21 protein-coding genes are annotated in these 23,457 nt (G+C 64.4%); 9 read left to right on the forward strand and 12 right to left on the reverse strand.

Annotation, left to right across the window (positions count from 1 at the left end):
* Positions 1 to 152 precede the first annotated feature (152 nt).
* Positions 153 to 1,397: a M24 family metallopeptidase gene (locus AC1DZP_RS22575; RefSeq protein ID WP_477305479.1), complete on the forward strand. Its 1,245-nt coding sequence runs from the start codon at positions 153 to 155 to the stop codon at positions 1,395 to 1,397.
* Positions 1,398 to 1,519: 122 nt separating this feature from the next.
* The gene (locus AC1DZP_RS22580) at positions 1,520 to 3,310 is read left to right on the forward strand and encodes an NAD(P)-binding domain-containing protein (RefSeq protein WP_477305481.1); all 1,791 of its coding nucleotides are present in this window, start codon (positions 1,520 to 1,522) and stop codon (positions 3,308 to 3,310) included.
* Between the two features lie 37 nt (positions 3,311 to 3,347).
* Here the strand turns inward: AC1DZP_RS22580 and AC1DZP_RS22585 are convergent, their stop codons facing one another.
* Both AC1DZP_RS22585 and AC1DZP_RS22590 read right to left on the reverse strand, forming a co-directional pair.
* Entirely contained in the window at positions 3,348 to 4,583 is a 1,236-nt protein-coding gene (locus tag AC1DZP_RS22585; RefSeq protein ID WP_477305483.1) for an amidohydrolase/deacetylase family metallohydrolase, read from the reverse strand.
* 39 nt (positions 4,584 to 4,622) lie between these two features.
* Positions 4,623 to 5,024 (reverse strand): RidA family protein, encoded by a 402-nt coding sequence (locus AC1DZP_RS22590; protein ID WP_477305485.1) that lies wholly within the window; start codon positions 5,022 to 5,024, stop codon positions 4,623 to 4,625.
* 185 nt (positions 5,025 to 5,209) lie between these two features.
* On the opposite strand from AC1DZP_RS22590, the gene AC1DZP_RS22595 reads away from it, so the two are divergent.
* On the forward strand, positions 5,210 to 5,698 hold the full coding sequence (locus tag AC1DZP_RS22595) for a hypothetical protein (protein WP_477305487.1): 489 nt from the start codon (positions 5,210 to 5,212) through the stop codon (positions 5,696 to 5,698).
* Positions 5,699 to 5,726: 28 nt separating this feature from the next.
* On the opposite strand, the gene AC1DZP_RS22600 is transcribed toward AC1DZP_RS22595, so the two are convergent.
* Positions 5,727 to 6,362: a methyltransferase family protein gene (locus AC1DZP_RS22600; RefSeq protein WP_477305489.1), complete on the reverse strand. Its 636-nt coding sequence runs from the start codon at positions 6,360 to 6,362 to the stop codon at positions 5,727 to 5,729.
* A gap of 269 nt (positions 6,363 to 6,631) precedes the next feature.
* Here AC1DZP_RS22600 and AC1DZP_RS22605 point away from each other — a divergent pair, with 269 nt between their 5' ends.
* The 4 genes from AC1DZP_RS22605 (at position 6,632) to AC1DZP_RS22620 (ending at position 10,045) form a co-directional block, all read left to right on the forward strand.
* Positions 6,632 to 6,889, forward strand: coding sequence for a hypothetical protein (locus AC1DZP_RS22605; RefSeq protein WP_477305491.1), 258 nt, complete (start codon positions 6,632 to 6,634; stop codon positions 6,887 to 6,889).
* A gap of 32 nt (positions 6,890 to 6,921) precedes the next feature.
* On the forward strand, positions 6,922 to 7,719 hold the full coding sequence (locus tag AC1DZP_RS22610) for a COG4705 family protein (RefSeq protein WP_477224788.1): 798 nt from the start codon (positions 6,922 to 6,924) through the stop codon (positions 7,717 to 7,719).
* 281 nt (positions 7,720 to 8,000) lie between these two features.
* Positions 8,001 to 8,678 (forward strand): winged helix-turn-helix domain-containing protein, encoded by a 678-nt coding sequence (locus AC1DZP_RS22615; RefSeq protein WP_477280631.1) that lies wholly within the window; start codon positions 8,001 to 8,003, stop codon positions 8,676 to 8,678.
* Complete coding sequence (locus tag AC1DZP_RS22620) at positions 8,675 to 10,045, forward strand: sensor histidine kinase (protein ID WP_477305494.1); 1,371 nt, start codon at positions 8,675 to 8,677, stop codon at positions 10,043 to 10,045. The genes AC1DZP_RS22615 and AC1DZP_RS22620 overlap by 4 nt, the downstream gene beginning before the upstream one ends.
* Positions 10,046 to 10,093: 48 nt before the next feature.
* Here AC1DZP_RS22620 and AC1DZP_RS22625 read toward each other — a convergent pair whose 3' ends face one another.
* Positions 10,094 to 10,522: an Lrp/AsnC family transcriptional regulator gene (locus tag AC1DZP_RS22625; protein ID WP_457153068.1), complete on the reverse strand. Its 429-nt coding sequence runs from the start codon at positions 10,520 to 10,522 to the stop codon at positions 10,094 to 10,096.
* A gap of 181 nt (positions 10,523 to 10,703) precedes the next feature.
* On the opposite strand from AC1DZP_RS22625, the gene AC1DZP_RS22630 reads away from it, so the two are divergent.
* On the forward strand, positions 10,704 to 11,807 hold the full coding sequence (locus AC1DZP_RS22630) for a saccharopine dehydrogenase family protein (RefSeq protein ID WP_477305496.1): 1,104 nt from the start codon (positions 10,704 to 10,706) through the stop codon (positions 11,805 to 11,807).
* 110 nt (positions 11,808 to 11,917) lie between these two features.
* Here the strand turns inward: AC1DZP_RS22630 and lpdA are convergent, their stop codons facing one another.
* The 4 genes from lpdA to AC1DZP_RS22650 form a co-directional block, all read right to left on the reverse strand.
* Positions 11,918 to 13,309, reverse strand: coding sequence for a dihydrolipoyl dehydrogenase (lpdA, locus tag AC1DZP_RS22635; RefSeq protein ID WP_477305498.1), 1,392 nt, complete (start codon positions 13,307 to 13,309; stop codon positions 11,918 to 11,920).
* Positions 13,310 to 13,555: 246 nt separating this feature from the next.
* Entirely contained in the window at positions 13,556 to 14,878 is a 1,323-nt protein-coding gene (locus AC1DZP_RS22640) for a dihydrolipoamide acetyltransferase family protein (protein ID WP_477305499.1), read from the reverse strand.
* 1 nt (position 14,879) lies between these two features.
* Positions 14,880 to 15,893: an alpha-ketoacid dehydrogenase subunit beta gene (locus tag AC1DZP_RS22645; protein ID WP_095083894.1), complete on the reverse strand. Its 1,014-nt coding sequence runs from the start codon at positions 15,891 to 15,893 to the stop codon at positions 14,880 to 14,882.
* A gap of 2 nt (positions 15,894 to 15,895) precedes the next feature.
* Positions 15,896 to 17,128, reverse strand: coding sequence for a thiamine pyrophosphate-dependent enzyme (locus AC1DZP_RS22650; RefSeq protein WP_477305501.1), 1,233 nt, complete (start codon positions 17,126 to 17,128; stop codon positions 15,896 to 15,898).
* A gap of 451 nt (positions 17,129 to 17,579) precedes the next feature.
* Between AC1DZP_RS22650 and holA the strand changes: the two genes are divergently transcribed.
* Positions 17,580 to 18,623 (forward strand): DNA polymerase III subunit delta, encoded by a 1,044-nt coding sequence (holA, locus tag AC1DZP_RS22655; protein ID WP_477305503.1) that lies wholly within the window; start codon positions 17,580 to 17,582, stop codon positions 18,621 to 18,623.
* 292 nt (positions 18,624 to 18,915) lie between these two features.
* Here holA and AC1DZP_RS22660 read toward each other — a convergent pair whose 3' ends face one another.
* From AC1DZP_RS22660 to mnmG, 4 genes are all read right to left on the reverse strand, one after another.
* Positions 18,916 to 19,803, reverse strand: a complete 888-nt coding sequence (locus AC1DZP_RS22660; RefSeq protein WP_477305505.1) for a ParB/RepB/Spo0J family partition protein — start codon at positions 19,801 to 19,803, stop codon at positions 18,916 to 18,918.
* Positions 19,804 to 19,869: 66 nt separating this feature from the next.
* Complete coding sequence (locus AC1DZP_RS22665; RefSeq protein ID WP_095084379.1) at positions 19,870 to 20,670, reverse strand: ParA family protein; 801 nt, start codon at positions 20,668 to 20,670, stop codon at positions 19,870 to 19,872.
* Positions 20,671 to 20,712: 42 nt separating this feature from the next.
* Positions 20,713 to 21,345, reverse strand: coding sequence for a 16S rRNA (guanine(527)-N(7))-methyltransferase RsmG (rsmG, locus tag AC1DZP_RS22670; protein WP_477305507.1), 633 nt, complete (start codon positions 21,343 to 21,345; stop codon positions 20,713 to 20,715).
* Positions 21,342 to 23,222: a tRNA uridine-5-carboxymethylaminomethyl(34) synthesis enzyme MnmG gene (gene mnmG, locus AC1DZP_RS22675; protein ID WP_477305509.1), complete on the reverse strand. Its 1,881-nt coding sequence runs from the start codon at positions 23,220 to 23,222 to the stop codon at positions 21,342 to 21,344. Before mnmG ends, rsmG begins: the two co-directional genes overlap by 4 nt.
* Between the last annotated feature and the right edge of the window lie 235 nt (positions 23,223 to 23,457).

The raw sequence follows: 23,457 nt of genomic DNA on the forward strand, positions 1-23,457 counted from the left end.
TCCCTCCTTGCGGGGGAGATGGCCGGCAGGCCAGAAGGGGGTGCTGTCCCGCCAACATCGCGCATGTTCCGCGCACCTCCGCCTATGAAACCGGCTTGATTGTCCGTACCCGGAATGCTCCGTTGCCGCTTCGGACATCCGGAGAAGAATACATGACGGGGTTTGTCGACCGCCTGCGCGCGACGCAACTGATGGAACGCGCTGGCCTGCAGGCGCTGGTGCTCTGTGCGCCCGAGGCATTCCACTATGCGACCGGTGCCTGGGTCGGCCCGGCCGGACTGTTCCGGCGGGCCGGCGCCGGCTTCGTCGTCATCCCGGCCCGGCAAGACCTGCCGATCGGCGTCGTGGTGGCGGATTTCAACGCGGCTCAGCTGCAGGCGGCATTGCCGGACGCCGTGGTCCGCAGCCACCCGATCTGGATCGAAACCGCCACGCTCGACGTCTCGACCACTGGCCATACGCTGGCGCAACGCGTCGAGGCCGGCCTAGCATCCTCTGGCCGGTCGCCCGACTTTTCCCGGCCAGCAACATTCGACCTGGCCAGTTCCGCCCGCGAGCTGAAGCAGATCCTGACAGGCTTCGGGCTTGACCGCGCGACCATCGGCGTTGATCTCGATTTCATTGCCGTCGCAGATTTCTCGGTCCTGCAGGCGATACTGCCGGGCTGTTCGATGGTCGACGGTTCGGAGGTTCTCGATCGGTTGCGGGCAGTGAAGTCGCAACGCGAGATCGAGCTTCTCCAGCAAGGCATCATCCTGTCGGAAGCCGGGCTGGACCGGCTGCAGGTGGATGCAATGGCCGGCATGCGCCAGGCCGATCTCGTCGCGCTCTACCGGGACGGCGTTGCCTCGGCCGCGGCCGGCCTGTCGCTTCCGGTTGCTACCGCCGAATACATGACGCTGGGCGCCCGGGCCAAAGGCGCCGATGCCAGGGCAATGCCTGGCGACCCGCTGAAGTGCGACATGGTCTGCACCGTCGGCGGCTACGCCTCCGACATGTCGCGCAACTTCATTTTCGGGTCGCCATCCGCCGAACAGGCCGAACTGCATGCCATCGCCGAGCAGGCCTTCGAGGATGGGGTGGCAGCCCTTGTTCCGGGAACCTCGCTGGGTCATGTGCACCGCGTCGCCAGCGACAGCCTGGCGCGGCAAGGGCTGCGCTGCTACCACCGCGGTCATTTCGGCCATGGCGTCGGCCAGTCTGTCTTTTCCGAACAATGGCCGTTCATTGCGGCCGACAGCGATGTCGTGATCGAAGCCGGCATGGTGTTGGCCTTCGAGATTCCGCTCTACATCGACGGCCTCGCCAGCTTCAATCTCGAAGACCAGTTCGTGATCACGCCGGACGGGCCGGTTGCCATGAACCGCTTGCCAAGACGGCTGGAGACGATTGGTTAGCGAGGGCGGATCTGGTCCTGGTCGTTGTTCACTGCGGGAGTAGCGCTCCACAGCGCGATGCGCCAAGGTCGATAATTGAGTTTTCGCGCCGTGTTCGGCGCCTTTGCGGCAAGAGGGAAGAAATGCTCGACATGGCACCATCGAAACAGGCGGCCGCATGGCTCGGCTCCTTTGCCAAGGCGCTCGAAGCGGGCGATATGGCGGCGGCAAGCAGCCTGTTCGTCGACGACTGCTACTGGCGCGATCTCCTGACCTTCACCTGGAACATCACGACCATGGAAGGACGCGGGGCGATCGCCGATATGCTCGCGTCGACGCTGGCGGCGACGAAGCCGACGGCTTGGCAGCTGACCGGCGAGGCGACCTCGGACGAGGGCACTGTCGAGGCCTGGTTCAGCTTCGAGACCGCATCGGCGCGTGGCCAGGGCGTCATGCGCCTGCGCGATGGCCGCTGCCGCACGCTGTTCACCGCAATGACCGACCTGAAAGGGTTCGAGGAGCGCAAGGGACCCGCGCGGCCGCTGGGCGTGCGCCACAAGGCCGACCCCGGCCGCGAGACCTGGACGGAGGCGCGGGCGCGCGAGACGCGCGACCTCGGCGCCGGCGAACAACCCTATTGCCTTGTCATCGGCGGCGGCCAAGGCGGCATCATGCTGGGCGCGCGGCTCAGGCAACTCGGCGTGCCCACCATCGTCATCGAGAAGAACGCGCGCCCCGGCGATTCCTGGCGCAACCGCTACCGGACACTCGTGCTGCATGATCCGGTCTGGTACGATCATCTGCCCTACATTCCGTTCCCGGAAAACTGGCCGGTGTTCACGCCCAAGGACAAGATGGGCGACTGGCTGGAAATGTACACGCGCGTCATGGAGCTCAACTACTGGGTCGCCACGAAGTGCCTCAGCGCGTCCTATGACGAGGCCGAAAAGGTCTGGACCGTCGTCGTCGACCGCGTCGGCCGCCACATCACGCTGAAGCCGAAGCACATCGTGTTTGCCACCGGCGCGTATGGCCCCCCGCGGCAGATCGATCTGCCGGGCGCCGATCAATTCAAGGGCGAGTTGCTGCACTCCAGCCAGTACTCCAGCGGCGAGAAATTCCGCGGCAGGAAGGTCGCCGTCATCGGCGCGGCAAGCTCGGGGCATGATGTCAGCGTCGACCTCTGGGAGAGCGGTGCGGAGGTCACCATGATCCAGCGCTCGCCGACCACAGTGGTCAAGTCGGACACGCTGATGGAAGTTGGCTTCGAGATCTTTTCGGAGAACGCGCTGGCGCGCGGCATCACCACCGAGAAGGCCGACATGATCGTCGCCTCGACGCCCTTCGCGCTGGTGCCGAAGGGCCAGCAGGCGCTCTACGAGGTGATCAAGGCGCGCGACGCGACCTTCTACGACCGCCTGCGCGCCGCCGGCTTCGCCATCGATTTCGGCGATGACGAGACCGGTCTGCTGATGAAGGCCTACCGCACCGGCTCCGGCTATTACATCGATGTCGGCGCTTCCGACCTGATCATCGACGGCGAGATCGGCGTGCGCAGCGGCGTCGCCATCAAATCGCTGACGCCGACCGGCATCCTTTTCGAGGACGGCAGCGAGCTTGCCGCCGACGCGATCGTCGCCTGCACCGGTTTTCAGTCGATGAACGAGACGGTGGCCGCGATCGTCTCGCGCCAGGTCGCCGACAAGGTCGGCCCGTGCTGGGGGCTTGGCTCCGGCGTGAAGGGCGATCCCGGACCCTGGCAAGGCGAGTTGCGCAACATGTGGAAGCCGACTGCTCAGCAAGCGCTGTGGTTCCACGGCGGCAATCTGGCACTGTCTCGCTTCTATTCGAAATATGTGGCGCTGCAGATCAAGGCGCGCATGGAGGGGATTGAGACGACCGTCTATGGGGCTTTCAGCAACGCCGGACGGTGACGCCCGATCTCCCCCACGTGGGGGAGATTGGCTCTCATCACTCGTGCCGATGCCCAAAGTGCCGCGCCGCCACCTCGACATGCGTATGCGTGGGATGCGCCTCGAAACGCTCGGTCTCGCTGGCATTGTTGACCGCCTCGTTCGGCCACCAGGTGCCGCCGATGGCGATGCCTTCGCAGACCAGCCGTTGGTCGGCGACCAGCGAGGCGCCGACCGCGTCGACAAAGGTAAAGCGACCCGGGCGCTGCCGCAGCACGGCGACGTCGCCGACTGTGCCGACCGCCAGCGTGCCGAGGTCAGGCCTGGCAATCGCCTGCGCCGGGGCTTGTGTCGCCGCGCGTAGAACCTCGACCAGCGGCATACCGAGCGCCAAAAGCTTCGACATGCAGACCAGGATGTCGAAGGCTGGCCCGTCGACGCAGTAGAGATGGACGTCGCTGCTGATCACGTCGGGCGCCAGCCCTTCCTCGAGCATGGCCCGCGCGACCGCGAAATCGAACGAGCCCATGCCATGGCCGAGGTCGAAGATGACGCCGCGCTCGCGCGCCAGCCGCATGTCAGGCCGCACCGCGCCGGAGGCGAACACCGGCGCGTTGGGGAACGGCCGGAAGCAGTGGGTGAGGATGTCGCCCTTGCGCAGGCGCGGCAGCACTTCCGAGCGGCCGGGCGGCGGCTCGTCGATATGCGCCATCAGCGGCAGGCCGGCCTGGTCGGCGGCTTCCAGCGCCAGATCGACCGGGGCGATGCCGCTGGTGCCGCCGGCGTGGCGGCCGGAGCGAACTTTGACACCGACCACGACGTCGCGGTGTTCGCGCGCCGCGGCCACGACCTCGCGCGGCTCGCACAGCCTGAGATCGCTGCACTCGCCTACCGAAACCGTCTGCGAGAAGCCGAAGATGCCGGCAAAGGAAATGTTGACATAGGCCAGGATGCGCACCTTCGAGCGCTCCATGACATGGCGGCGGAAGCCGAGGAAATTGCCCGCGCCCGCACTGCCCGCATCGATGAAGGTGGTGGTGCCGCTTTTGGCGGCCAGTCGGTCGGCATCGACGCCGAGCGACGTGCCGCCCCAATAGACGTGGCTGTGCAGGTCGACGAGGCCCGGTGTAACGATGCAGCCGACGGCATCGACGACCTGCGCGGCGCGGTCGGCCGGGATATCGACAACGACCGCGGCAATGCGGCCATTGGCGACGGCGACATCGCGCGGCGCATCGAGCCCGGATGCCGGGTCGATCAGCCGTCCGCCCTTCAGCAGGAGGTCGAATTGCATTGAGGTAACCTCCGTCTCGTTGTCTTGCCGCCTCGGGACTTAGACCGGCCGGTAGGCGACGGCCTCGACTTCGATCTTGATGTCGATCATCAGCCGCGACTCGACTGTGGTGCGGGCCGGCGGGTTCTTCGGGAAATGCCTGGCGTAGGCCGCGTTGAAGGCGCCGAAATCGCGCGCGTCCTCAAGCCAGACCGTGGTCTTGACGACATCGTCCAGGGTGCAGCCGGCCAGCGCCAGCGCGGCCTTTACATTGGCGAGCACCTGTTCGGTCTGTTCCGTTATGCCGCCCTTGACCACGATGCCGTCGCTGCCGACGGGAACCTGGCCCGAGACATAGACGAAATCGCCGGCGCGTACGGCCGGCGACAGCGGCACATGCGACGTTCCAAAACACTGCTTCGGCAAGGGATGGCCTCCTCTGATGGCGTGACGGAGCGCCATGGGGAGCGCTCACTTCGATCGACATTTACCGCGATCGGGGCGATCCTCATAGGGGCTCTGTTGGAAAGCAACATTTTCACGGAATCCGTGTTGCTTTATTACAGAAGCGCTTGCATCGTGCGCGCCGTCAGGCTGCTTTGAAGCCGAGACGATAGACGCATTTGTGACCCGGAGAGAGTGAAAAAATGCCCTACGACAAGAACCCGTTTCCGGCCGGCGATGCCGACCGCCACGCGCTCTGGGAAATGCTGGTGCGGCGCGACATCGACGCCTTCATCGGCCAGGACTGGTCGATGGTCGAGGATGATTTCGTGGCCTCGAGCTTCTTCGGCATGCATGCGCATTTCCTTAGCAATGCCGACGCCTGGAGGCTGCAGTTCCCGCGGCTGGAGGTCTATCGCGACGAGTGGTTGCGCCAGGCCAAGGAGACCGCGGCGACGAAATTCGCCGAGCCGCTGCGCGAAGCGCTGTTTCGCGTCACCAACATGCGTGACATCGATGTCGACGGCGACCGCGCCGTGCTGCACAAGAAATTCGACGGTTCGGTCGCCAAGGCCGACGGCAGCGTCGACAGGCTGAAATGGCAGACGCTGTATTTCTGCACCAAGGTCGGCGGCAGCTGGAAGATTGCGGGCTTCGTCGGCTACATGCCGCATCCGCTTGGCGGCTCGTAGCGCTGGTTGAGCGGCGCTGCGCCGCTGATCAGTAGATCGTGACGAAGGCCGGGAACAGCAGGCCGGTCGCCCGGAAATGCTCGACCAGTTCGATGGCCGGGAAGATGGCGAGGAAATAGAGCCCGTCATAGAACGTGCGCTTCAGCGCCAGCGTCGAGAACTGCATTTGGTCATGGTCATGATACAGAAGCGGATTTGGCCAGAACCGGGGGGTGTTCTTGACATAGGCAAGGTAGGTCGGGCCGAACTTGCCAAGCAGGAATCCGGCTTCCTTGCGCGCCGTGACGCGGAAGATGAAGAAGCTGGCAAGGCCAAGCGCGACGGCGGCCAGCAACGAGCCGTAGAGCAATCCGACCCCAACCGCGCCGACCGTCGAGAAAAAGTAGAGCGGGTTCTGGGTAATCGAAAATGGTCCGGTCGAGACCAGTTCCTCGTTCTTCTTGCCGCCGACATAGAGGATGCTCCACAGCCGTCCGACGACGCAGACCAGCACCAGGCAGAAGCCGAAGAGTTCGAGCGTCTCGTGCCCGTTCGAGCCTTCGCTAAGCGCCGGTTTTGTGAGAAACAGAAGCAGCACAGCCAGCACAGCCGCCGCCCGCACGAAGATCAGCCGCTTGCGCTGGTTGAAGGCCCGAGAAACCGGCTTTAGGGTAGCGTAGGTCATCGTGTTTCCTGGGGCCTGGCAACCGGGCGTCCGGCAACCTGGGGGCACTGGGCCACCCCATTGATGGCGGATGCAAGGCGTACGGCATTCTATCAGCGCACCGCGAGGCGTTCGTAAAGGCTTTTCGCGCGGCCCCAGCCCATTCTTACGAATTTGTAAGCCGCCGGACAGGCGAGCGTGAACTCGCTTCCCTATTGTGCTGGTGTCGGATCGGCCACCACCGGGCCGAATTCAATTGCCGCAACCGGCATCAAACAGGGAAACATCTCATGAGACGATTTGCGCTAGCCATCGCACTGGTCACCCTCGCCTTGTCCAGTCCGGTTTCCTCCGTGTTTGCCGCCACCGCGCCTTGCGAGGATACGCTGAAGACCCTTCGTGCGGCGGAGGCGGCGGCCACGCTCAGCGCCGCGGACAAGGCGAAGGTCTCGGAACTGGAGGCCAAGGGCATCGAACGCTGCAACGCCGACGACGACAAGCGCGCCGACGAGTTCTTCGCCCAGGCCATGAAGGTCATGGGCAAATAGTGCCGCGAACCACCAGCCGCAGGACGTCCGCCATGCTTTCTCCCACTACGCCAAATCCCGCAGTTCCCAGCCACAACAGGGTCCCGGAGGTCACGGTCGATTTCTGGCTGATCAAGCTGATGGCGGTGACCATGGGAGAAACGGCGGCCGACTATCTCGCCGTCAACCTCGGCCTCGGCCTGACCGTCACCTCGCTGGTCATGACCGGCATCCTGGTCGTCGCCCTTGTCCTGCAGTTCGCGCAGAAGCGCTACGTGCCCTGGGCCTACTGGCTGGCGGTGGTGCTGATCAGCATCGTCGGCACGCTGATTACAGACAATCTGGTCGACAATTTCGGCGTACGCCTGCAGACGACGACCATCGCCTTCTCGGTGGCGCTCGCCGCGACATTCGCCGTGTGGTACGCCAGCGAGCGAACGCTGTCGATCCACACCATCGTCACCACCAGGCGCGAGATCTTTTACTGGCTGGCGATCCTGTTCACCTTCTCGCTCGGCACCGCCGCCGGCGACCTTGTCGCCGAGAGCTTCGACATGGGCTACCTGACGTCAGGCCTGCTGTTCGGCGGCGTCATCGCGCTCATCGCGCTTGCCTGGTACCTGCTTCATCTCGACGGCATCCTGGCCTTCTGGCTCGCCTATATCCTGACACGGCCGCTTGGCGCCTCCTTCGGCGATCTCTTGTCGCAGCCAGTCGAATATGGCGGCCTGGGTTTCGGCACCATTTTCACCAGCCTGATCTTCCTTGGCAGCATCATTGGTCTCGTTCTCTACATGACGCTCAAGAAAACCGCCGACGAGGCCGACGAAATCCTGCTGGAATCGGACTAGGCGAAGTCTTGTCGGGTCGCTTGCATTGACGGTCCACATACCTGGGCGATCAGCCGGAACGCCCATCGCTTCGTCATCCACGGGCGGAGCAAGGAGCGCAGCGACGCAGCGCAGACCCGAGGATCCATGCCGCGAGATTGGCCGAAGGATGCAGCGGAGCAGAATTCCGTACCGCTGCATCGATTTGGCGGCGCCGTATGGAAGCAGCCTCGCGACATCCTAGGAACGGGCCCATGCCGGTGCTAGCCTCTCACCGAAATCGGCCACAAACCGGAACAGCCATGCGACTTCTGCTTGTCGAGGACGACCACAGGACGGCCGATTACATCGTCCGAGGATTAACCGAGGCCGGCCATGTCTGTGACCTGCTGCGCAACGGCCACGATGCGCTTTTCGCGGCGACTAGCGGCAGCTATGACGTGATCATAGCCGATCGCATGATCCCTGATCTCGACGGCCTGTCGATGATCAAGGCGGTACGCGCAGCAGGCGTGCGCACACCGGCGATCTTCCTCACCTCGGTCGGCGGCGTCGACGACCGCGTCGAGGGGCTCGAGGCCGGCGGCGACGACTATCTCGTCAAGCCCTTCGCCTTTTCCGAGCTTCTCGCCCGCATCAACGCGCTTGGCCGCCGGCCGGCCGCGCAGGAGCAGAAGACCGTTTTGCGGGTTGCCGACCTCGAAATGGACCTGATCATGCGCCGCGTCACGCGTCAGGGCCAGCCGATCGACCTGCAGCCAAGGGAGTTCAGCCTGCTGGAGGTGCTGATGCGCGGCGAAGGACGCGTGATCACCCGCACCATGCTTCTGGAGCGCGTCTGGGATTTTCACTTCGACCCCAAGACCAGCGTCGTCGAAACCCATATCAGCCGGCTGCGGGCCAAGATCGACAAGCCTTTCGAAACCCAGCTTATCCACACCGTCCGCAACACCGGCTACAGTCTGCACGCAGCGCCATGACCGGAGCATGGCCCCGCCTGCTGCGCAGCACGCCATTCCGGCTCGCCCTGACGTTCGCCTTCCTGTTCATGCTCGCCTTCGTGCTGTCGGGCGCCATCGTCTACCAGATGATGAGCGCCGATCTTGCCGAGCAACTCGACGACACCATCAAGGAAACCTACGCGGTCATCGCGGCGACCTATGCCGACAAGGATCTCAAGGAGCTTGTCGAGACCATCGAAAGCCACTCCATGCGCAGCCCGAAGAAGGAACAGCTGTTTTCGCTGACCGACGCAGCCGGGATTCGCTTGGCCGGCAATTTCACGGCAGCTGGACTTCCCGACGGCTTCTCGATGTTCAACGCCGAAATGCCCGGCGTGCCGCCCGGCGCTGAATACCGTGCCTATTCCGGCTCGATTGGCGGCAACAATCTGACGGTCGCCTTCAGCCTGTCCGAGACCGAGGAACTGGAAACGATCATGCTGATGAGCTTCGGCTGGGCGACGCTGATCATCACCGGGCTGGCGGTCGCCGGCGGCGCGCTGCTCGCCTCGCGCGTCCAGCGCCGGCTCGACGGCATCGCCGCCACCATGGTGGACGTCTCGCATGGACGGCTGGATACCCGCATCCCGCTGACCGGCAAGGACGACGACATCGACATCGTCTCCCGCCAGGTCAATGCGGCGCTCGACCGGCTGTCGGCTTTGGTCGAAGGCATGAAACAGGTCAGCGCCGACATCGCCCACGACCTGAAGACGCCGCTCAACCGCCTGCAGATGATCCTGGAAGGCGCCGCCGCCGGGGCCGCGCAGGGCCGGGAGGTCTCCGACGATCTGGCCGAGGCGCGCGCCGAGGGTCACCAGATCAACGAGACCTTCGATGCGCTGCTGCGCATCGCCCAGATCGAGGCCGGCGCCCGCAGGGCGCGCTTTACCGATGTCGCACTCGGCGAAATCCTGCAAACCATCGCCGAGATCTACACCGACGTGGCCGAGGACGACGGCAAGGTGCTGTCGTCGACCAAACTGAACGAAACCGCGAACCGGATCCATGGCGATCGCGAATTGCTGACGCAGATGTTCGCCAATCTGGTGGAGAATGCGCTCCGCCATTGCCCGCCCGGCACAACCATCAAGCTGTCGGTGACGCGCCAGGGCGATCGCGTTGTCGCCAGCGTCGCCGACAATGGACCCGGCATTCCTCCGGACGAGCGCGAGAAAGTGTTCCAGCGGCTCTACCGGCTTGACCACAGCCGGTCCACACCGGGCAGCGGCCTCGGCCTTAGCCTTGTCAGGGCCATCGCAGACCTGCATGGCGCATCGATCGCCCTTGAGGATTGCCGGCCGGGCCTCGCCGTGGTGGTGAGCGTTCCGCTGGCATTTGGTTAGCCGGCGATCCGGCTTGGGTCCTGAAAGACCCGGCTCCACCGAGTCAGATCAGCGGTCGATGCGGGTCGACAGGATGATCGACGACAAGGTTCGCTCGACCCCGTCCATGGCGCCGATCTGGTCGAGCAGCATATCGAGGTCCCGGATCGATGGCGCGTCGACGGTGACGATCATGTCGAAATTGCCGCTGACCGAATGCAGTGTCCTCACCGGCGCCAGCGCCTGCAGGCCGCGCACCACCTTGTCGGCGAGCTTCGGCGTCACGGTGAGCAGCACATGCGCCCGCACCAGCCCCTGCTCGTAGTCCGGCGCCAGCCGGACGCCGTAGCCGGTGATGATGCCGCGCTGCTCCAGCCGTTCGATCCGGCTCTGCACCGTCGTGCGCGAGACACCGAGCTTGCGCGCAAGTTCGGCGGTCGAGGCACGCGCATTGTCGCGCAGCAGGGAGAGCAGGGCCTGTTCGGCTTCACTGAGCATTTCGACGATTCCATTCGGCATAATGCACAATCAGAGTTTCGTTTCGAACAATTCCACGCTTCCTTTCGACGGGCAAGCTGCGATTCTGATGCATGTCTCCCAAAAGTGCGCGGCGGTTTTGGGACAAACGACATGCACAAAACAATGTGCTCAGGTTCAGCTTTTGGGTGAGGGACGTTTCATGAAGAAAATTGTTGTTGTCGGCGCCGGCAAGATCGGCTCGACCATTGCCGAAATGCTCGCCGCCACCGGTGACTACCACGTCACCCTGGTCGACCGCTCGGCGGCCCAACTCGCTGCGGCCGAACTGCCGGGCACGGTTGCCACGCTGGAACTCGACATCGAGGCATCGGGCGCGCTCGAGGCGGCCTTGGCCGGCAAGTTCGCGGTGCTCAGCGCCGCCCCCTTCCACCTGACCACGCGCATCGCCGAGGCAGCGGCAAACGCCGGCGTGCACTATCTCGACCTCACCGAGGACGTCGTCAGCACCAGGCGGGTCAAGCAGCTGGCGCTTTCGGGCAAGAGCGCCTTCATCCCACAATGCGGACTGGCGCCGGGCTTCATCTCGATCGTCGCCAACGATCTCGCCAGCCGCTTCGATTCGCTGGAAAGCGTGCGCATGCGCGTCGGCGCGCTGCCGCAATACCCGTCGAATGCCTTGAACTACAATCTGACCTGGAGCACCGACGGCGTCATCAACGAATATTGCGAACCTTGCGAGGCGATCGTCGAGGGGGAGCTGATCGAAGTGCCGCCGCTGGAGGAGCGCGAGGAGTTCTCGCTCGACGGCGTCACCTACGAGGCGTTCAACACCTCGGGCGGGCTGGGCACGCTGGCCGAAACGCTGAAGGGCAAGGTGCGCACGTTGAACTACCGCACCATCCGCTATCCCGGCCATGCCGCGATCATGAAGGCGCTGCTCAACGACCTTGGCCTGCGCCACCGCCGCGACGTGCTGAAGGACATCTTTGAAAGCTCCTTGCCGGCGACGCTGCAGGATGTGGTCATCGTCTTCGTCACCGTCTCGGGCCGCAAGAACGGCCGCCTGCTGCAGGAAACCTACGCCAACAAGATCTATTCCAAGCGCGTCGGCGACGTGGTGCGCAGCGCCATCCAGATCACCACCGCCTCCGGCATCTGCGCCGTGCTCGACATGCTGGCCGACGGGACTTTGCCCGCGACCGGCTTCGTCAAGCAGGAAGACATCGCGCTCGACGCCTTCCTCGCCAACCGTTTTGGCCGCGCCTATGCGCAGCATGAGATGGTGAGCCGGCTCGCGAGCTGAGGAGCCGCCCTTACTTCTCTCCCTGAGGGAGTCGGCTGCAGGAGGAAGGATGCCTGGAGGTTCGCGCCGTTCCTCTCCCCCGTCGATCGGGGGAGAGGAAAGCCACCGCCTCATATATGCAGCGCGTGCCCCAGCGCCTTGAGGGCCGCTTCCTGGAAGCCTTCGCCTTGCGTCGGATGGGCATGGATGGTGCCGGCGATATCCTCCAGCCGCGCACCCATTTCCAGCGCCAGCCCAAAGGCCGCCGCCAGTTCCGACGCGCCCTGGCCGACTGCCTGGATGCCGAGCACCAGATGATTGTCGGCGCGGGCAACGACACGGACGAAACCGTCTTCGCCAAGCTTCGTCATCGCCCGGCCGTTGGCGGCAAACGGGAACATGCCGATCTTGATCTCGCCGCCCGACACCTTGGCCTCCTCCGGCGACAGGCCGGCCGTCACCAGCTCGGGATCGGTGAAGCAGACGGCGGGAATTGAGCGCTTATCCCAGCTGCGCTTGTGGCCGGCAAGGATCTCGGCGACCATCTCGCCTTGCGCCATCGCCCGGTGTGCCAGCATCGGCTCGCCGGTGACATCGCCGATGGCGAAGATGCCACGCATCGAGGTGCGGCACTGGTCGTCGATGCGGATGAACTTTCCCGCCATGTCGAGGTCGATCTGGTCGAGCCCCCAACCTTCGGTCACGGGCTTTCGGCCGACGGTGACCAGGATTTTGTCGGCGGCAATCTTGGCGCTCTTGCCGTCCGATGTCTCGACCAGCAGCGCGCCGCCCTTGGTCCCCTTGGCCTTGGCGCCTGTCATCACCTCGATGCCGAGCGCGGCGAGCCGCTTGACCACCGGCCGCGTCAACTCGGCATCGTACTGCGCCAGCACGCGCGGCAAGGCCTCGACCACGGTCACCTCAGCGCCCATCTTGGCGAAGGCGATGCCGAGCTCGAGGCCGATATAGCCACCACCGACGACCGCGAGCTTCTTCGGCACTTCGCTCAGGGCCAGCGCTTCGGTGGACGAAATCACCGTGTCGCCGAACGGCAGGAACGGCAGCTCGACCGGCGCCGAACCAGTGGCCATGACGATCGTCTCGGCGCGGATCACCTGCACGCCAGTCTCGGTCTCGACCGCGACCGTCTTGCCGTCACGAAACGTCGCCCAGCCATGCACGGTCTTGACCCCAGCCTTCTTGAGCAGGCCGGCGACGCCACTGTTGAGCCGGCTGACGATGCCGTCCTTCCAGGCGACGGTCCTCGCAAGATCGAGCACGGGAGCGGTGACCGAGATGCCGAGCGGGCTGTTGCCGCCCACCATGTGGGACACCTTCTCGAACTCCTCCGCCGCATGGATCAGCGCCTTGGAAGGGATGCAGCCGACATTGAGGCAAGTGCCGCCCGGCTTGCCGGCCTCGACGATCACCGTATCGACGCCGAGCTGGCCGGCACGGATGGCGCAGACATAGCCACCAGGACCGGCGCCGATGACGAGCAGCTTGCAGGAGATTTCTTTCATCGTGGCATCCTAACTCGTTGTCGCGCTGGATCGGAAAGAACACTCCGTCGAGATCCTTCGCGCCCCCCTCTGTCCTGCCGGACATCTCCCCCACGAGGGGGGAGATCGGCTGCATCGGCGCTCCGCTCACTCCTCAAGCGGCGAAAATTGGCGAAAGCCGGTGTGACGTCCGATCTCCCCCCTCGTGGGGGAGATGCCTGGCAAGGCAGAGGGGGGCGCTGTCCCGCCGGCATCTCGATCGTTCCTTCAATCCACAAAAATCAGCGCCGGCGTTTCCAGCAACGTCTTGATGCGCTGGATGAAGACGGCGGCGTCCCAGCCGTCAATGACGCGGTGGTCGAAGCTGGAGGACAGGTTCATCATCTTGCGCGGCATGAACTGGGTGCCGTCCCAGACCGGCCGCACCATCATCTTGTTGACGCCGATGATCGCCACTTCCGGATGGTTGATGACAGGCGTCGTCGCCACGCCGCCCATGGCACCGAGCGAGGTGATGGTGATGGTCGAGCCGGACAGCTCGTCGCGTGTCGCGGTGCCGGACTTGGCCGCCTCGGCAAGCCTGATCACCTCGGCGCCGCACTCCCAGATGTCGCGCGCCTCGGCATGCTTTACCACCGGCACCACCAGCCCCGACGGCGTCTGCGCGGCTATGCCGATATGGATGCCACCATGCTGGTGGATGATGCCGGCCTCGTCGTCGAACAGCGAATTGAGATTGGGCTGGTCTGCTATCGCCTTGACCATCGCCCGCATCAGGAACGGCAGCAACGTCAGCTTCGGCCGCTCCCCCTTGGCCACGCGCTTTTCCTTGTTCAGCGCTGCGCGCAATTCTTCCAGCGCGGTGACGTCGATCTCCTCGACATAGGTGATGTGCGGGATGCGCGATTTGGACAGCGTCATCTTCTCGGCGATCTTGCGCCGCAGCCCCACCACCTTGATGTCCTCGACGGTATCGTTGCGGGCGAGGCCTGATGTTTTCGCGACCTGGGGTCCGCGCGCCAGGAAGGCTTCGATGTCCTCGTGGCCGATGCGGCCGGCCGGGCCGCTTCCGGCAACTTGCCTGAGATCGATGCCGGCCTCCTTTGCCCGCAGGCGGACCGCGGGCGACGCCAGCGGCTTTTCGCCCTCGGGACGCGGCGCGCCGGAGACGGACGGCTGCCGCGGGCTTTTCGAGACGGCGGGTGCAGGTTTCACGTCTGTCCCGCCTGCCTTTGGCGGCGCCTTCGCGGCTGGCTCGGGAGTTTCGGGCTTCGGGGTCGGCAGCTTCGCCGGCGGCTCGGCTGCCACCACTTCAACGTCGCCGCCCTGCGGCTTCACATTGCCCTCGCCCGCCACCTTCAACCGCACGATCGGCGAGCCGATCGCCACCGTGTCGCCGATCTCGGCGCCCAGCCAAAGGATTTCGCCGTCGACCGGCGACGGAATCTCGACCGTCGCCTTGTCGGTCATCACCGCGGCAAGCACGGTGTCCTCGCGCACGATATCGCCGATCTTGACGTGCCATTCGACGAGCTCTGCCTCGGCGACGCCTTCGCCGACATCGGGCAACTTGATGATGTGTTCGCCCATCTTAAGCTCCCATGGTTTCCAGCAGCGCCCGGCCGACGCGCGCCGGACCGGGGAAATAGTCCCACTCCTGCGCATGCGGGTAAGGGGTGTCCCAGCCGGCGACCCGCGCCACCGGCGCCTCCAGATGGTAGAAGCAGTTTTCCTGCACGAGCGCCGACAGCTCGGCACCGAAACCGGAGGTCAGCGTCGCCTCATGCACGATGACGCAGCGCCCGGTCTTCTTGACCGAAGCGACGATGGCGTCGAGGTCGAGCGGCAAAAGCGTCCTGAGATCGATGATCTCGGCATCGATGCCGGTCTCCGCGACGGCTGCCTGCGCGACATAGACCATGGTGCCGTAGGCAAGCACCGTGACCGCCGAGCCCGGCCGGCGGATCGCCGCCTTGCCAAGCGGCACGGTGTAGTGGCCGTCGGCGACCTCACCCAGCTCATGCTTCGACCAGGGCGTCACCGGCCGGTCATGATGGCCGTCGAACGGCCCGTTGTAGAGCCGCTTCGGCTCGAGGAAGATCACCGGATCGGGATCCTCGATCGCCGCTATCAACAGCCCCTTGGCGTCATGCGGGTTGGATGGCACCACTGTCTTCAGCCCCGACACATGGGTGAACAGCGCTTCCGGGCTCTGGCTATGCGTCTGGCCGCCGAAGATGCCGCCGCCGGTCGGCATGCGCACCACGATCGGGCAGGTGAAATCCCCGTTCGAGCGGTAACGCAGCCGTGCCGCTTCCTGGGTCAGCTGGTCGTAGGCCGGATACATGTAGTCGGCAAACTGAATTTCCACGCATGGCTTCAGCCCGTAGGCGGCCATGCCGATGGCCGAGCCGACAATGCCGGATTCGTTGATCGGCGCATCGAAGCAGCGGCTCTTGCCGTACTTGGCCTGCAGACCTTGCGTGCAGCGGAAGACGCCGCCGAAGAAGCCGACATCCTCGCCGAACACGACGACTTTGTCGTCGCGTCCCATCGACACATCCATGGCGTCGCGGATCGCCTCGATCATAGTCCGTCTTGGCATGGTCAGACCCCCGCCTGCTGGCGCTGGCGCCGCAGATGCGGCGGCATCTCGGCATAGAGCCCCTCGAACATGTCGCGCGTCGACGGCTTGCCGCCGGCATGCAGCGTGCCGTGGCTTTCGGCTTCCTTCTGCGCCGCGATCACCGCGTCGAGGATTTCCGCCTCGGCCTGCGCATGTCGCTCGTCCGACCAGACACCGAGCTGGATGAGGTGGTTCTTCAGCCGCACGATCGGGTCGCCGAGCGGCCAGGCGTCGGATTCGGTCTTTGGCCGGTAGGCCGAGGGATCGTCCGAGCTGGAATGCGCGCCGGCGCGGTAGGTGACATATTCGACCAGCGTCGGCCCGAGATTGCTGCGCGCCCGCTCGGCCGCCCATTTGGCCACCGCATGGACGGCGAGATAATCATTGCCGTCGACGCGCAGCGACGGAATGCCGAAGCCGAGGCCGCGGGCAGCGAAGGTGCCTGAGCCGCCACGCGCGATGCCCTGGAAGGTCGAGATCGCCCATTGGTTGTTGACAACATTGAGCACCACGGGCGCCTTGTAGGTGGAGGCGAACACCAGCGCCGAATGGAAGTCGGATTCTGCCGTCGAGCCGTCGCCGATCCAGGCGGCGGCGATCTTCGAATCGTTCGAGATCGCCGAGGCCATCGCCCAGCCGACCGCCTGGATATACTGCGTCGCCAGATTTCCGGAGATCGAGAAGAAGCCGTGCTCCTTCGACGAATACATGATCGGCAGTTGCCGGCCCTTCAGCGGGTCGGCCTCGTTGGAGTAGATCTGGTTCATCATCGTGACCATCGGATAGCCGTCGGCGATGAGCAGGCCTGCCTGCCTATAGGTCGGAAAATTCATGTCGCCGGGCGCCAGCGCCTTGCGGAAGGCGCAGGCCACGGCCTCCTCGCCCAGATGCTGCATGTAGAACGACGTCTTGCCCTGGCGCTGCGCCATCTGCATTCGCGCGTCGAAGGTTCGCAACGTCATCATGTGGCGCAGGCCGGCCAGGAGCTCGTCGCTGGAAAGCAGCCCTGCCCAAGGGCCGACGGCTTCGCCATTGCGGTTCAGCACCCGGATGATTGAGAAGGCGTAATCACGGATGGTGCGCGGATCGACATCGATGTCGGGGCGCGGCACCGAGCCGGCCTTGGGGATGGGCACGTTGGAAAAGTCAGGCGTTCCGCCCGGCCGCACTTCCGGCTCCGGAACGTGAAAACGCAACATCCCAGCATCGGCCATGACCTTTGTCCTCCAATGTTGCCTGGCCCCAAATTTCCCTGGCCCAAACTTCCCCGGCCAAGGATATTTGCATATCTGCGCCGCCAGACCAGTGCGAATTCGTCTGGGTAAGCCTTCAGGCCTCGGTCCCAGCCGCGCCGGCCTCCCCGGCACAACATGAAGATATGTCCGCGAAATTTCTTGTCGATGTTGGGCGGGGATGCGCAATTAGGAACAAGGTTGGGCAATGTTTCCGGCCAGATAAGGTGATTGGTGGCAAGACCTGGGTTCCTCGCCCCCGCGAACCGGGGGCGAGGTGGCCGCGAAGCGAACGGAGAGGGGGCTTTCGTAGAGCGCAGTCCCCCTCTCCGTCTCGGCTTCGCCGAGCCACCTCTCCCCCACTTTGGTGGGGGAGAGGAAACCCAAGCTGGAAACCGTTCACTCCGCCCCAGCATCATGCTRACCACCCCCCATGGCACAGAAGAAAGCTTTCGAGGTCGATTCCTGGCTGGCCCGTCCGGACCAGCGCATCTCGATCGTCCTGCTTTACGGCCCCGATCGCGGGCTCGTCGCCGAGCGCGCCAAGGCCTTTGCCGAAAAGACCGGCCTGCCGCTCGACGATCCATTCTCGGTGGTCAGGCTCGACGGCTCCGAGGTTGACCGCGACGAGGGCCGGCTGCTCGACGAGGCGCGCACCGTGCCGATGTTTTCCGACCGGCGCCTCTTGTGGGTGCGCAACGCCAGCGGCCAGAAGGCGTTGGCCGATGACGTCAAGGCGCTGACCGCAGAGTCGCCCCGCGACGCCATCATCCTGATCGAGGCCGGCGATCTCAAGAAGGGCGTCGGGCTGCGCGCCATCGTCGAGGCGGCGGACAACGCCATGGCCCTGCCCTGCTATGCCGACGAGGCCCGCGACATCGATGCCGTCATCGACGATGAATTGCGCAAGGCCGGCATGTCGATGACGTTGGAGGCAAGACAGGCACTGCGCCGCAACCTCGGCGGCGACCGGCTGGCCTCACGCGGCGAGATCGAAAAGCTCATCCTCTACGCCCATGGCCAGAAGGAGATCGGGCTGGAAGAGGTCAGGGCGATGTCAGGTGACGTGTCCGGCGCCTCTTTCGATGACCCCGTCGACGCACTGCTCGAAGGTAAGGTCCGCGATTTCGACACCGCCTTCACCCGGCATTGCCAGTCCGGCGGCCAGCCATTCCTGGTGCTGTCCTCGGCGATGCGGCAGTTGCAGGCGATCCAGGCCATGCGTGGCCAGATGGAGTCTGCCGGCCGCAACGCCGCCTCGGTCGTTGCCGCCGCCCGCCCGCCGGTTTTTTTCTCGCGGCGCAAGCTGGTGGAGAAAGCGCTGGAGCGCTGGAGCAGCGAAGCCCTCGGTCGCGCGCTGACCCGGCTGCAGACCGCTGTGCTGCAGACGCGGCGGCGCCCGGATCTCTCCGTCGCACTGGCGCGCCAAGCACTGCTTGGCATTGCGGTGGAAAGCAGCCGGCTGGCGCAGCGGTAGTTTTGGGACTGACGGCTCAGCCGTCGAGGTCAGCGCCGCCCCTCATTGCCCTGCTGGGCATTTCTCCCGTGAACGGGGAGAAAGAGGCTGGCCGCTACGCTGGCGCTATTCCTGCGACGTTGGCGATTGTCGAAACCGCTGATGACAGCGTCCCTCGCCCGTTTACGGAGAGAGGGTGCCGGCAGGCAGGTGAGGGGCGGCACTGGCGTACCAAGCACTTGGAATGACGAGCGAATTCCATTTGAGTGAGCCCTTGGTAGATCAGCCTTCCATCAGAATATTTGTCGGCTAACTACCGCGCCTGCTTCAGCCTGCGGCACAGCTCGTCGAGCTGCTCCAGCGACCGATACGCGACACGAAGCGTGCCGCCTTTGCTCTTGTGGTCGATCGACACGATCATCCCGGTCGTATCGGTCAACAGCTTTTCCAGCGCCAGCGTGTCGGCGTCCTTCTGTTCCGGGCTTGCCGCCGGCTTGGCTTCCTTTGTCGTGCTGCCGGCCGGCATCTGCGCCAGCGCCTCCGCCTGGCGCACCGATAGCCCTTCTTCGACGATGCGCTTGGCAAGCCCGGCCGGATCCTCCGCGGTCACCAGCGTGCGGGCGTGGCCCGCCGACAGTGCGCCGTCGACCAGCATGTCGCGGATCACATCCGGCAGTTTCAAGAGCCTGAGCGTGTTGGCGACATGGCTGCGGCTCTTGCCGATCACCTGGCCGAGATCAGCCTGGGTGTAGCCGTGATCGTCGATCAGCTGCTGGTAGCCGAGCGCTTCCTCGACCGCGTTGAGGTCGGTGCGCTGGACGTTCTCGATGATCGCCAGTTCGAGCGCGGTGCGGTCGTTGACCTCGCGGATGATGACCGGGATCTCGTTCAGCCCGGCGCGTTGCGCCGCACGCCAGCGCCGCTCGCCGGCGATGATCTCGTAGCGGCCGGCCTGTGTCGGCGACGGCCGCGCCACCACCGGCTGTACGACGCCATGCTCGCGGATCGAGTGGGCGAGGTCGGTGAGCTCGGCCTCGCCGAAATGCCGTCGCGGATTCTTCGGATTTGGGGTCAGGAACTCTATCGGCACCTTGCCGTCGGCGCTCATCCCAGGCTTTTCGGGTGCCGCAGGACGATCGATCTCGCCGATCAACGCTGCCAGTCCCCGCCCCAGTCTTTTTCTCGAAAGGTCTTCGCTCATAACACTTCCAGTTACATTCCAGATCGTTTCGGTATCGAATCGGCTCTTAATTAAGCGTTCGGCTAATCAAGCGGCGCGCAATTTGCGCTCGCGGCGGATCACTTCCGACGCGAGTTGCAGATAGGCCTGGCTGCCCGAGCATTTCAGATCGTACAGGATCGCCGGCTTGCCGTAGGACGGCGCCTCGGACACCCGCACATTGCGCGGAATAATGGTCTCGTAGACCTTGTCGCCCATATGCGCCCGCACATCCTGGACAACCTGGTTGGCGAGATTGTTGCGGCCGTCATACATGGTCAGCACGATGCCCTGGATGGTGAGATCCGGATTGATCGAACGACGCACCTGCTCGACGGTTTCCAGCAATTGGCTGAGGCCTTCGAGCGCGAAGAATTCGCACTGCAGCGGTACCAGAACCGAATCGGCCGCGGCCATCGAGTTCAGCGTCAAAAGATTGAGCGAAGGCGGGCAGTCGATCAGCACATAGCCGAAACCGGCCGAACGGTCGGCCGAGGCACGCAAGGCGTTGCGCAGCCGCAGCACCCGGTCTGGCGCCGAGGCAATTTCCATCTCGATGCCGAGCAGGTCGAGCGTCGACGGCACGATCGACAGGCCGGGCACCGCGGTCGGGATCGCTGCGGCTTCCAGATCCAGTTCGCCCGTCAGCACGTCATAGGACGAGACCGTCCGATCCTTGCGGTCGATCCCGAGGCCGGTGCTGGCATTGCCTTGCGGATCGAGGTCAACGATCAGCACCTTTTCCCCGATCGCCGCCAGCGCAGTGGCCAGATTGATGGCGGTGGTCGTCTTGCCGACGCCGCCCTTCTGGTTGGCTACGGTGATGATTCGGGGGCCATTCTTCATCATGGATCTATGCCAGAAATTCATTTTTGGGTCGCCTGGAGCAAATCAGACAGGTCGAAGATTCGACAGTTCGAGGATGACGCCATGTGGGTCGGTCACGCTTGGATGTTCTACCAGATCGAAGGCCCATCGGTGAACGCTTTCTTGCACTTCGGCGCGGTAATCCCGGCCTTTGTGGAACAGGCCACGCGCGCCTGAGGTCAGCCAAGGCGCCGACAGGTCCAGCAAGATGGAAAGCGAGGCCAAGGCACGCGCCGTGACGATCTGCGGCGCCGGGACCAGCGCATGACTGTCTTCAATGCGGCGCGCGACCACCCGCGCCGGCAGGCCGAACTGGCCGATGACTGTCTGCAGGAACGACGCCTTTTTGCGATTGCTTTCAACCAGATCGATGCTCGCCCCATCGCGCTCGGCAAGCAGGAAGGCCATGACAAGGCCCGGGAATCCGCCGCCCGAACCGATATCGACCCAGTGATTCGCGGTCGGCTCGATACGCCCAAGCTGCGCGCTGTCCAGGATGTGACGCTGCCAGACGTCGGTTGCCGTCGACTGCGCAACCAGGTTGATGCTGCGGTTCCATTTCTGAAACATCTGTTCGAACGTCACCAGGCGGTCGAATGTTTCACGTGAAACCGGACCGGCCGCGTCCTGCAGGCTCTTCCAGGAGAAAGAGTTCACGCAACGTCCCTCTCAGGCCTCTGCGCACTCTCTTCATGGCGGACATGCGCGACAATGATCGCCAGCGCCGCCGGCGTCATGCCTTCCATGCGCTGGGCATCGGCTATGGAGCGCGGCCGTCGCGCCTGCATCTTCTGCTTCAGCTCGTTGGACAGCCCCGGCACGCCGGCGAAATCGACTGTCTCCGGGATCAGCCGGCTCTCTTCATGCCGGATCTGCGCCACATCCGTCTTCTGCCGGTCCAGATAGACCGAATATTTAGCTTCCGTTTCGAGGCGCTCGGCCGTTTTGGCATCAACCGTCGCAAACTTGGGCTCCACGCCAGCCAGCCAGCCGACGTCGACACCGGGATAGGCCAGCAGTTCATAGCCGGAGCGGCGCACGCCATCCCGGTTGATTTCGAGTCCATGCCGCGCCGCCTCGTTTGGGGTCATGGTCAGCGACACTGCCAGCTGACGCGCTTCGTCGAGCTGCTGCATCATATTGCCGTAGCGCTGCATTCGCTGCGCAGAGGCGATCCCCAACTTGGCTGCGAGGGGCGTCAGCCGCTCATCGGCATTGTCGGCGCGCAGCGACAGCCGGAACTCGGCTCGCGAGGTGAACATCCGGTAAGGCTCGCTGATGCCGCGGCTGGTCAGATCGTCGACCATCACGCCGATATAGGCCTCGGTCCGGCTGAGCACGATCTGCTCGCTGCCGGCAGCACAACGCGCCGCATTGAGGCCGGCAAGCAAGCCTTGCCCCGCTGCCTCCTCATATCCGGTGGTGCCGTTGATCTGCCCGGCGAGAAAGAGACCACTGACGCGCCTGGTCTCTAGCCCCGTAGTCAACTCGCGCGGATCGACATGATCATACTCGATGGCATAGCCAGGCTGCAGCATGACGGCTCGCTCCAGCCCTGGGATGGTTTTCAGGATGTCCAGTTGCACATCCTGCGGCAACGAGGTCGAGATACCATTGGGATAGACGGTGTCGTCGTCGAGCCCTTCCGGCTCGAGAAAAATCTGGTGCCCGTCCCGGTCGCCGAACTTGACGATCTTGTCCTCGATCGACGGGCAATAGCGCGGCCCAACACCTTCGATCGACCCGGAATACATTGCCGACCGGCCAAGATTGGCACGGATCAAATCATGCGTCGCCGCGGTCGTGCGGGTGATGCCGCACTCGATCTGCGGTGTTTCAATGCGATCGGTCATCAGCGAGAACGGCACCGGATCCTCATCCGCCGCCTGGCGATCCAGAGACGCCCAATCGATGGTCTTCCCGTCCAGCCGTGGCGGCGTGCCGGTCTTCAGCCGGCCGAGCTGGAAACCGACGCGGCTCATGGTCGCCGACAGCCCGATGCTCGCCTGCTCGTTCATGCGGCCGGCGACGATCTTCTTGTCGCCAATGTGGATGAGGCCACGCAGGAAGGTCCCGGTCGTCAAAACGACGGCGCCACAGGCGAGCCGCAGGCCGTTGGCCAGCTGAACAGCCGCAATCCGCCCATCGACGATCTCGAAGTCGAGAACCTCACCCTCGATCACGTCGAGATCGTTCTGGAGCCGAATCGCTTCTTGCATGCCAAGGCGATAGAGTTTGCGATCCGCTTGAGTGCGTGGCCCGCGCACCGCTGGCCCCTTGCGACGGTTGAGCAGGCGGAACTGAATACCGGCGGCATCAGCCACCCGACCCATCAACCCGTCCATGGCATCAATCTCGCGAACCAGATGGCCCTTGCCGAGGCCACCGATTGCCGGATTGCACGACATCACGCCAATCGTGTCGAAGCGCAGCGTCACAAGCGCGGTGCTGGCGCCGGCGCGCGCCGCTGCGCTCGCCGCCTCGCAACCCGCATGGCCGCCGCCTACCACAACCACATCATAGTGATCGGTCATTTCCACAACGTCCTGGACTAGAAAAAGATTGAGCGACACATGTCCCCGCAAGGCGATGCTGTCAAGAAAACTCCGCGGCTCGTTTCACGTGAAACAAACCCTGTGGCGAGTCTATGCCATGTTTCACGTGAATCCGCGCTCCAAACAGCAGGTGCAATCACAGCTTCGCTCTGTCAGCGTCCGCGACTGTGTTTCACGTGAATCAAGGAGGTCGCCACAGCGATGCGCTGCCAGT

This window comes from Mesorhizobium sp. P2_F8, from assembly GCF_056403655.1.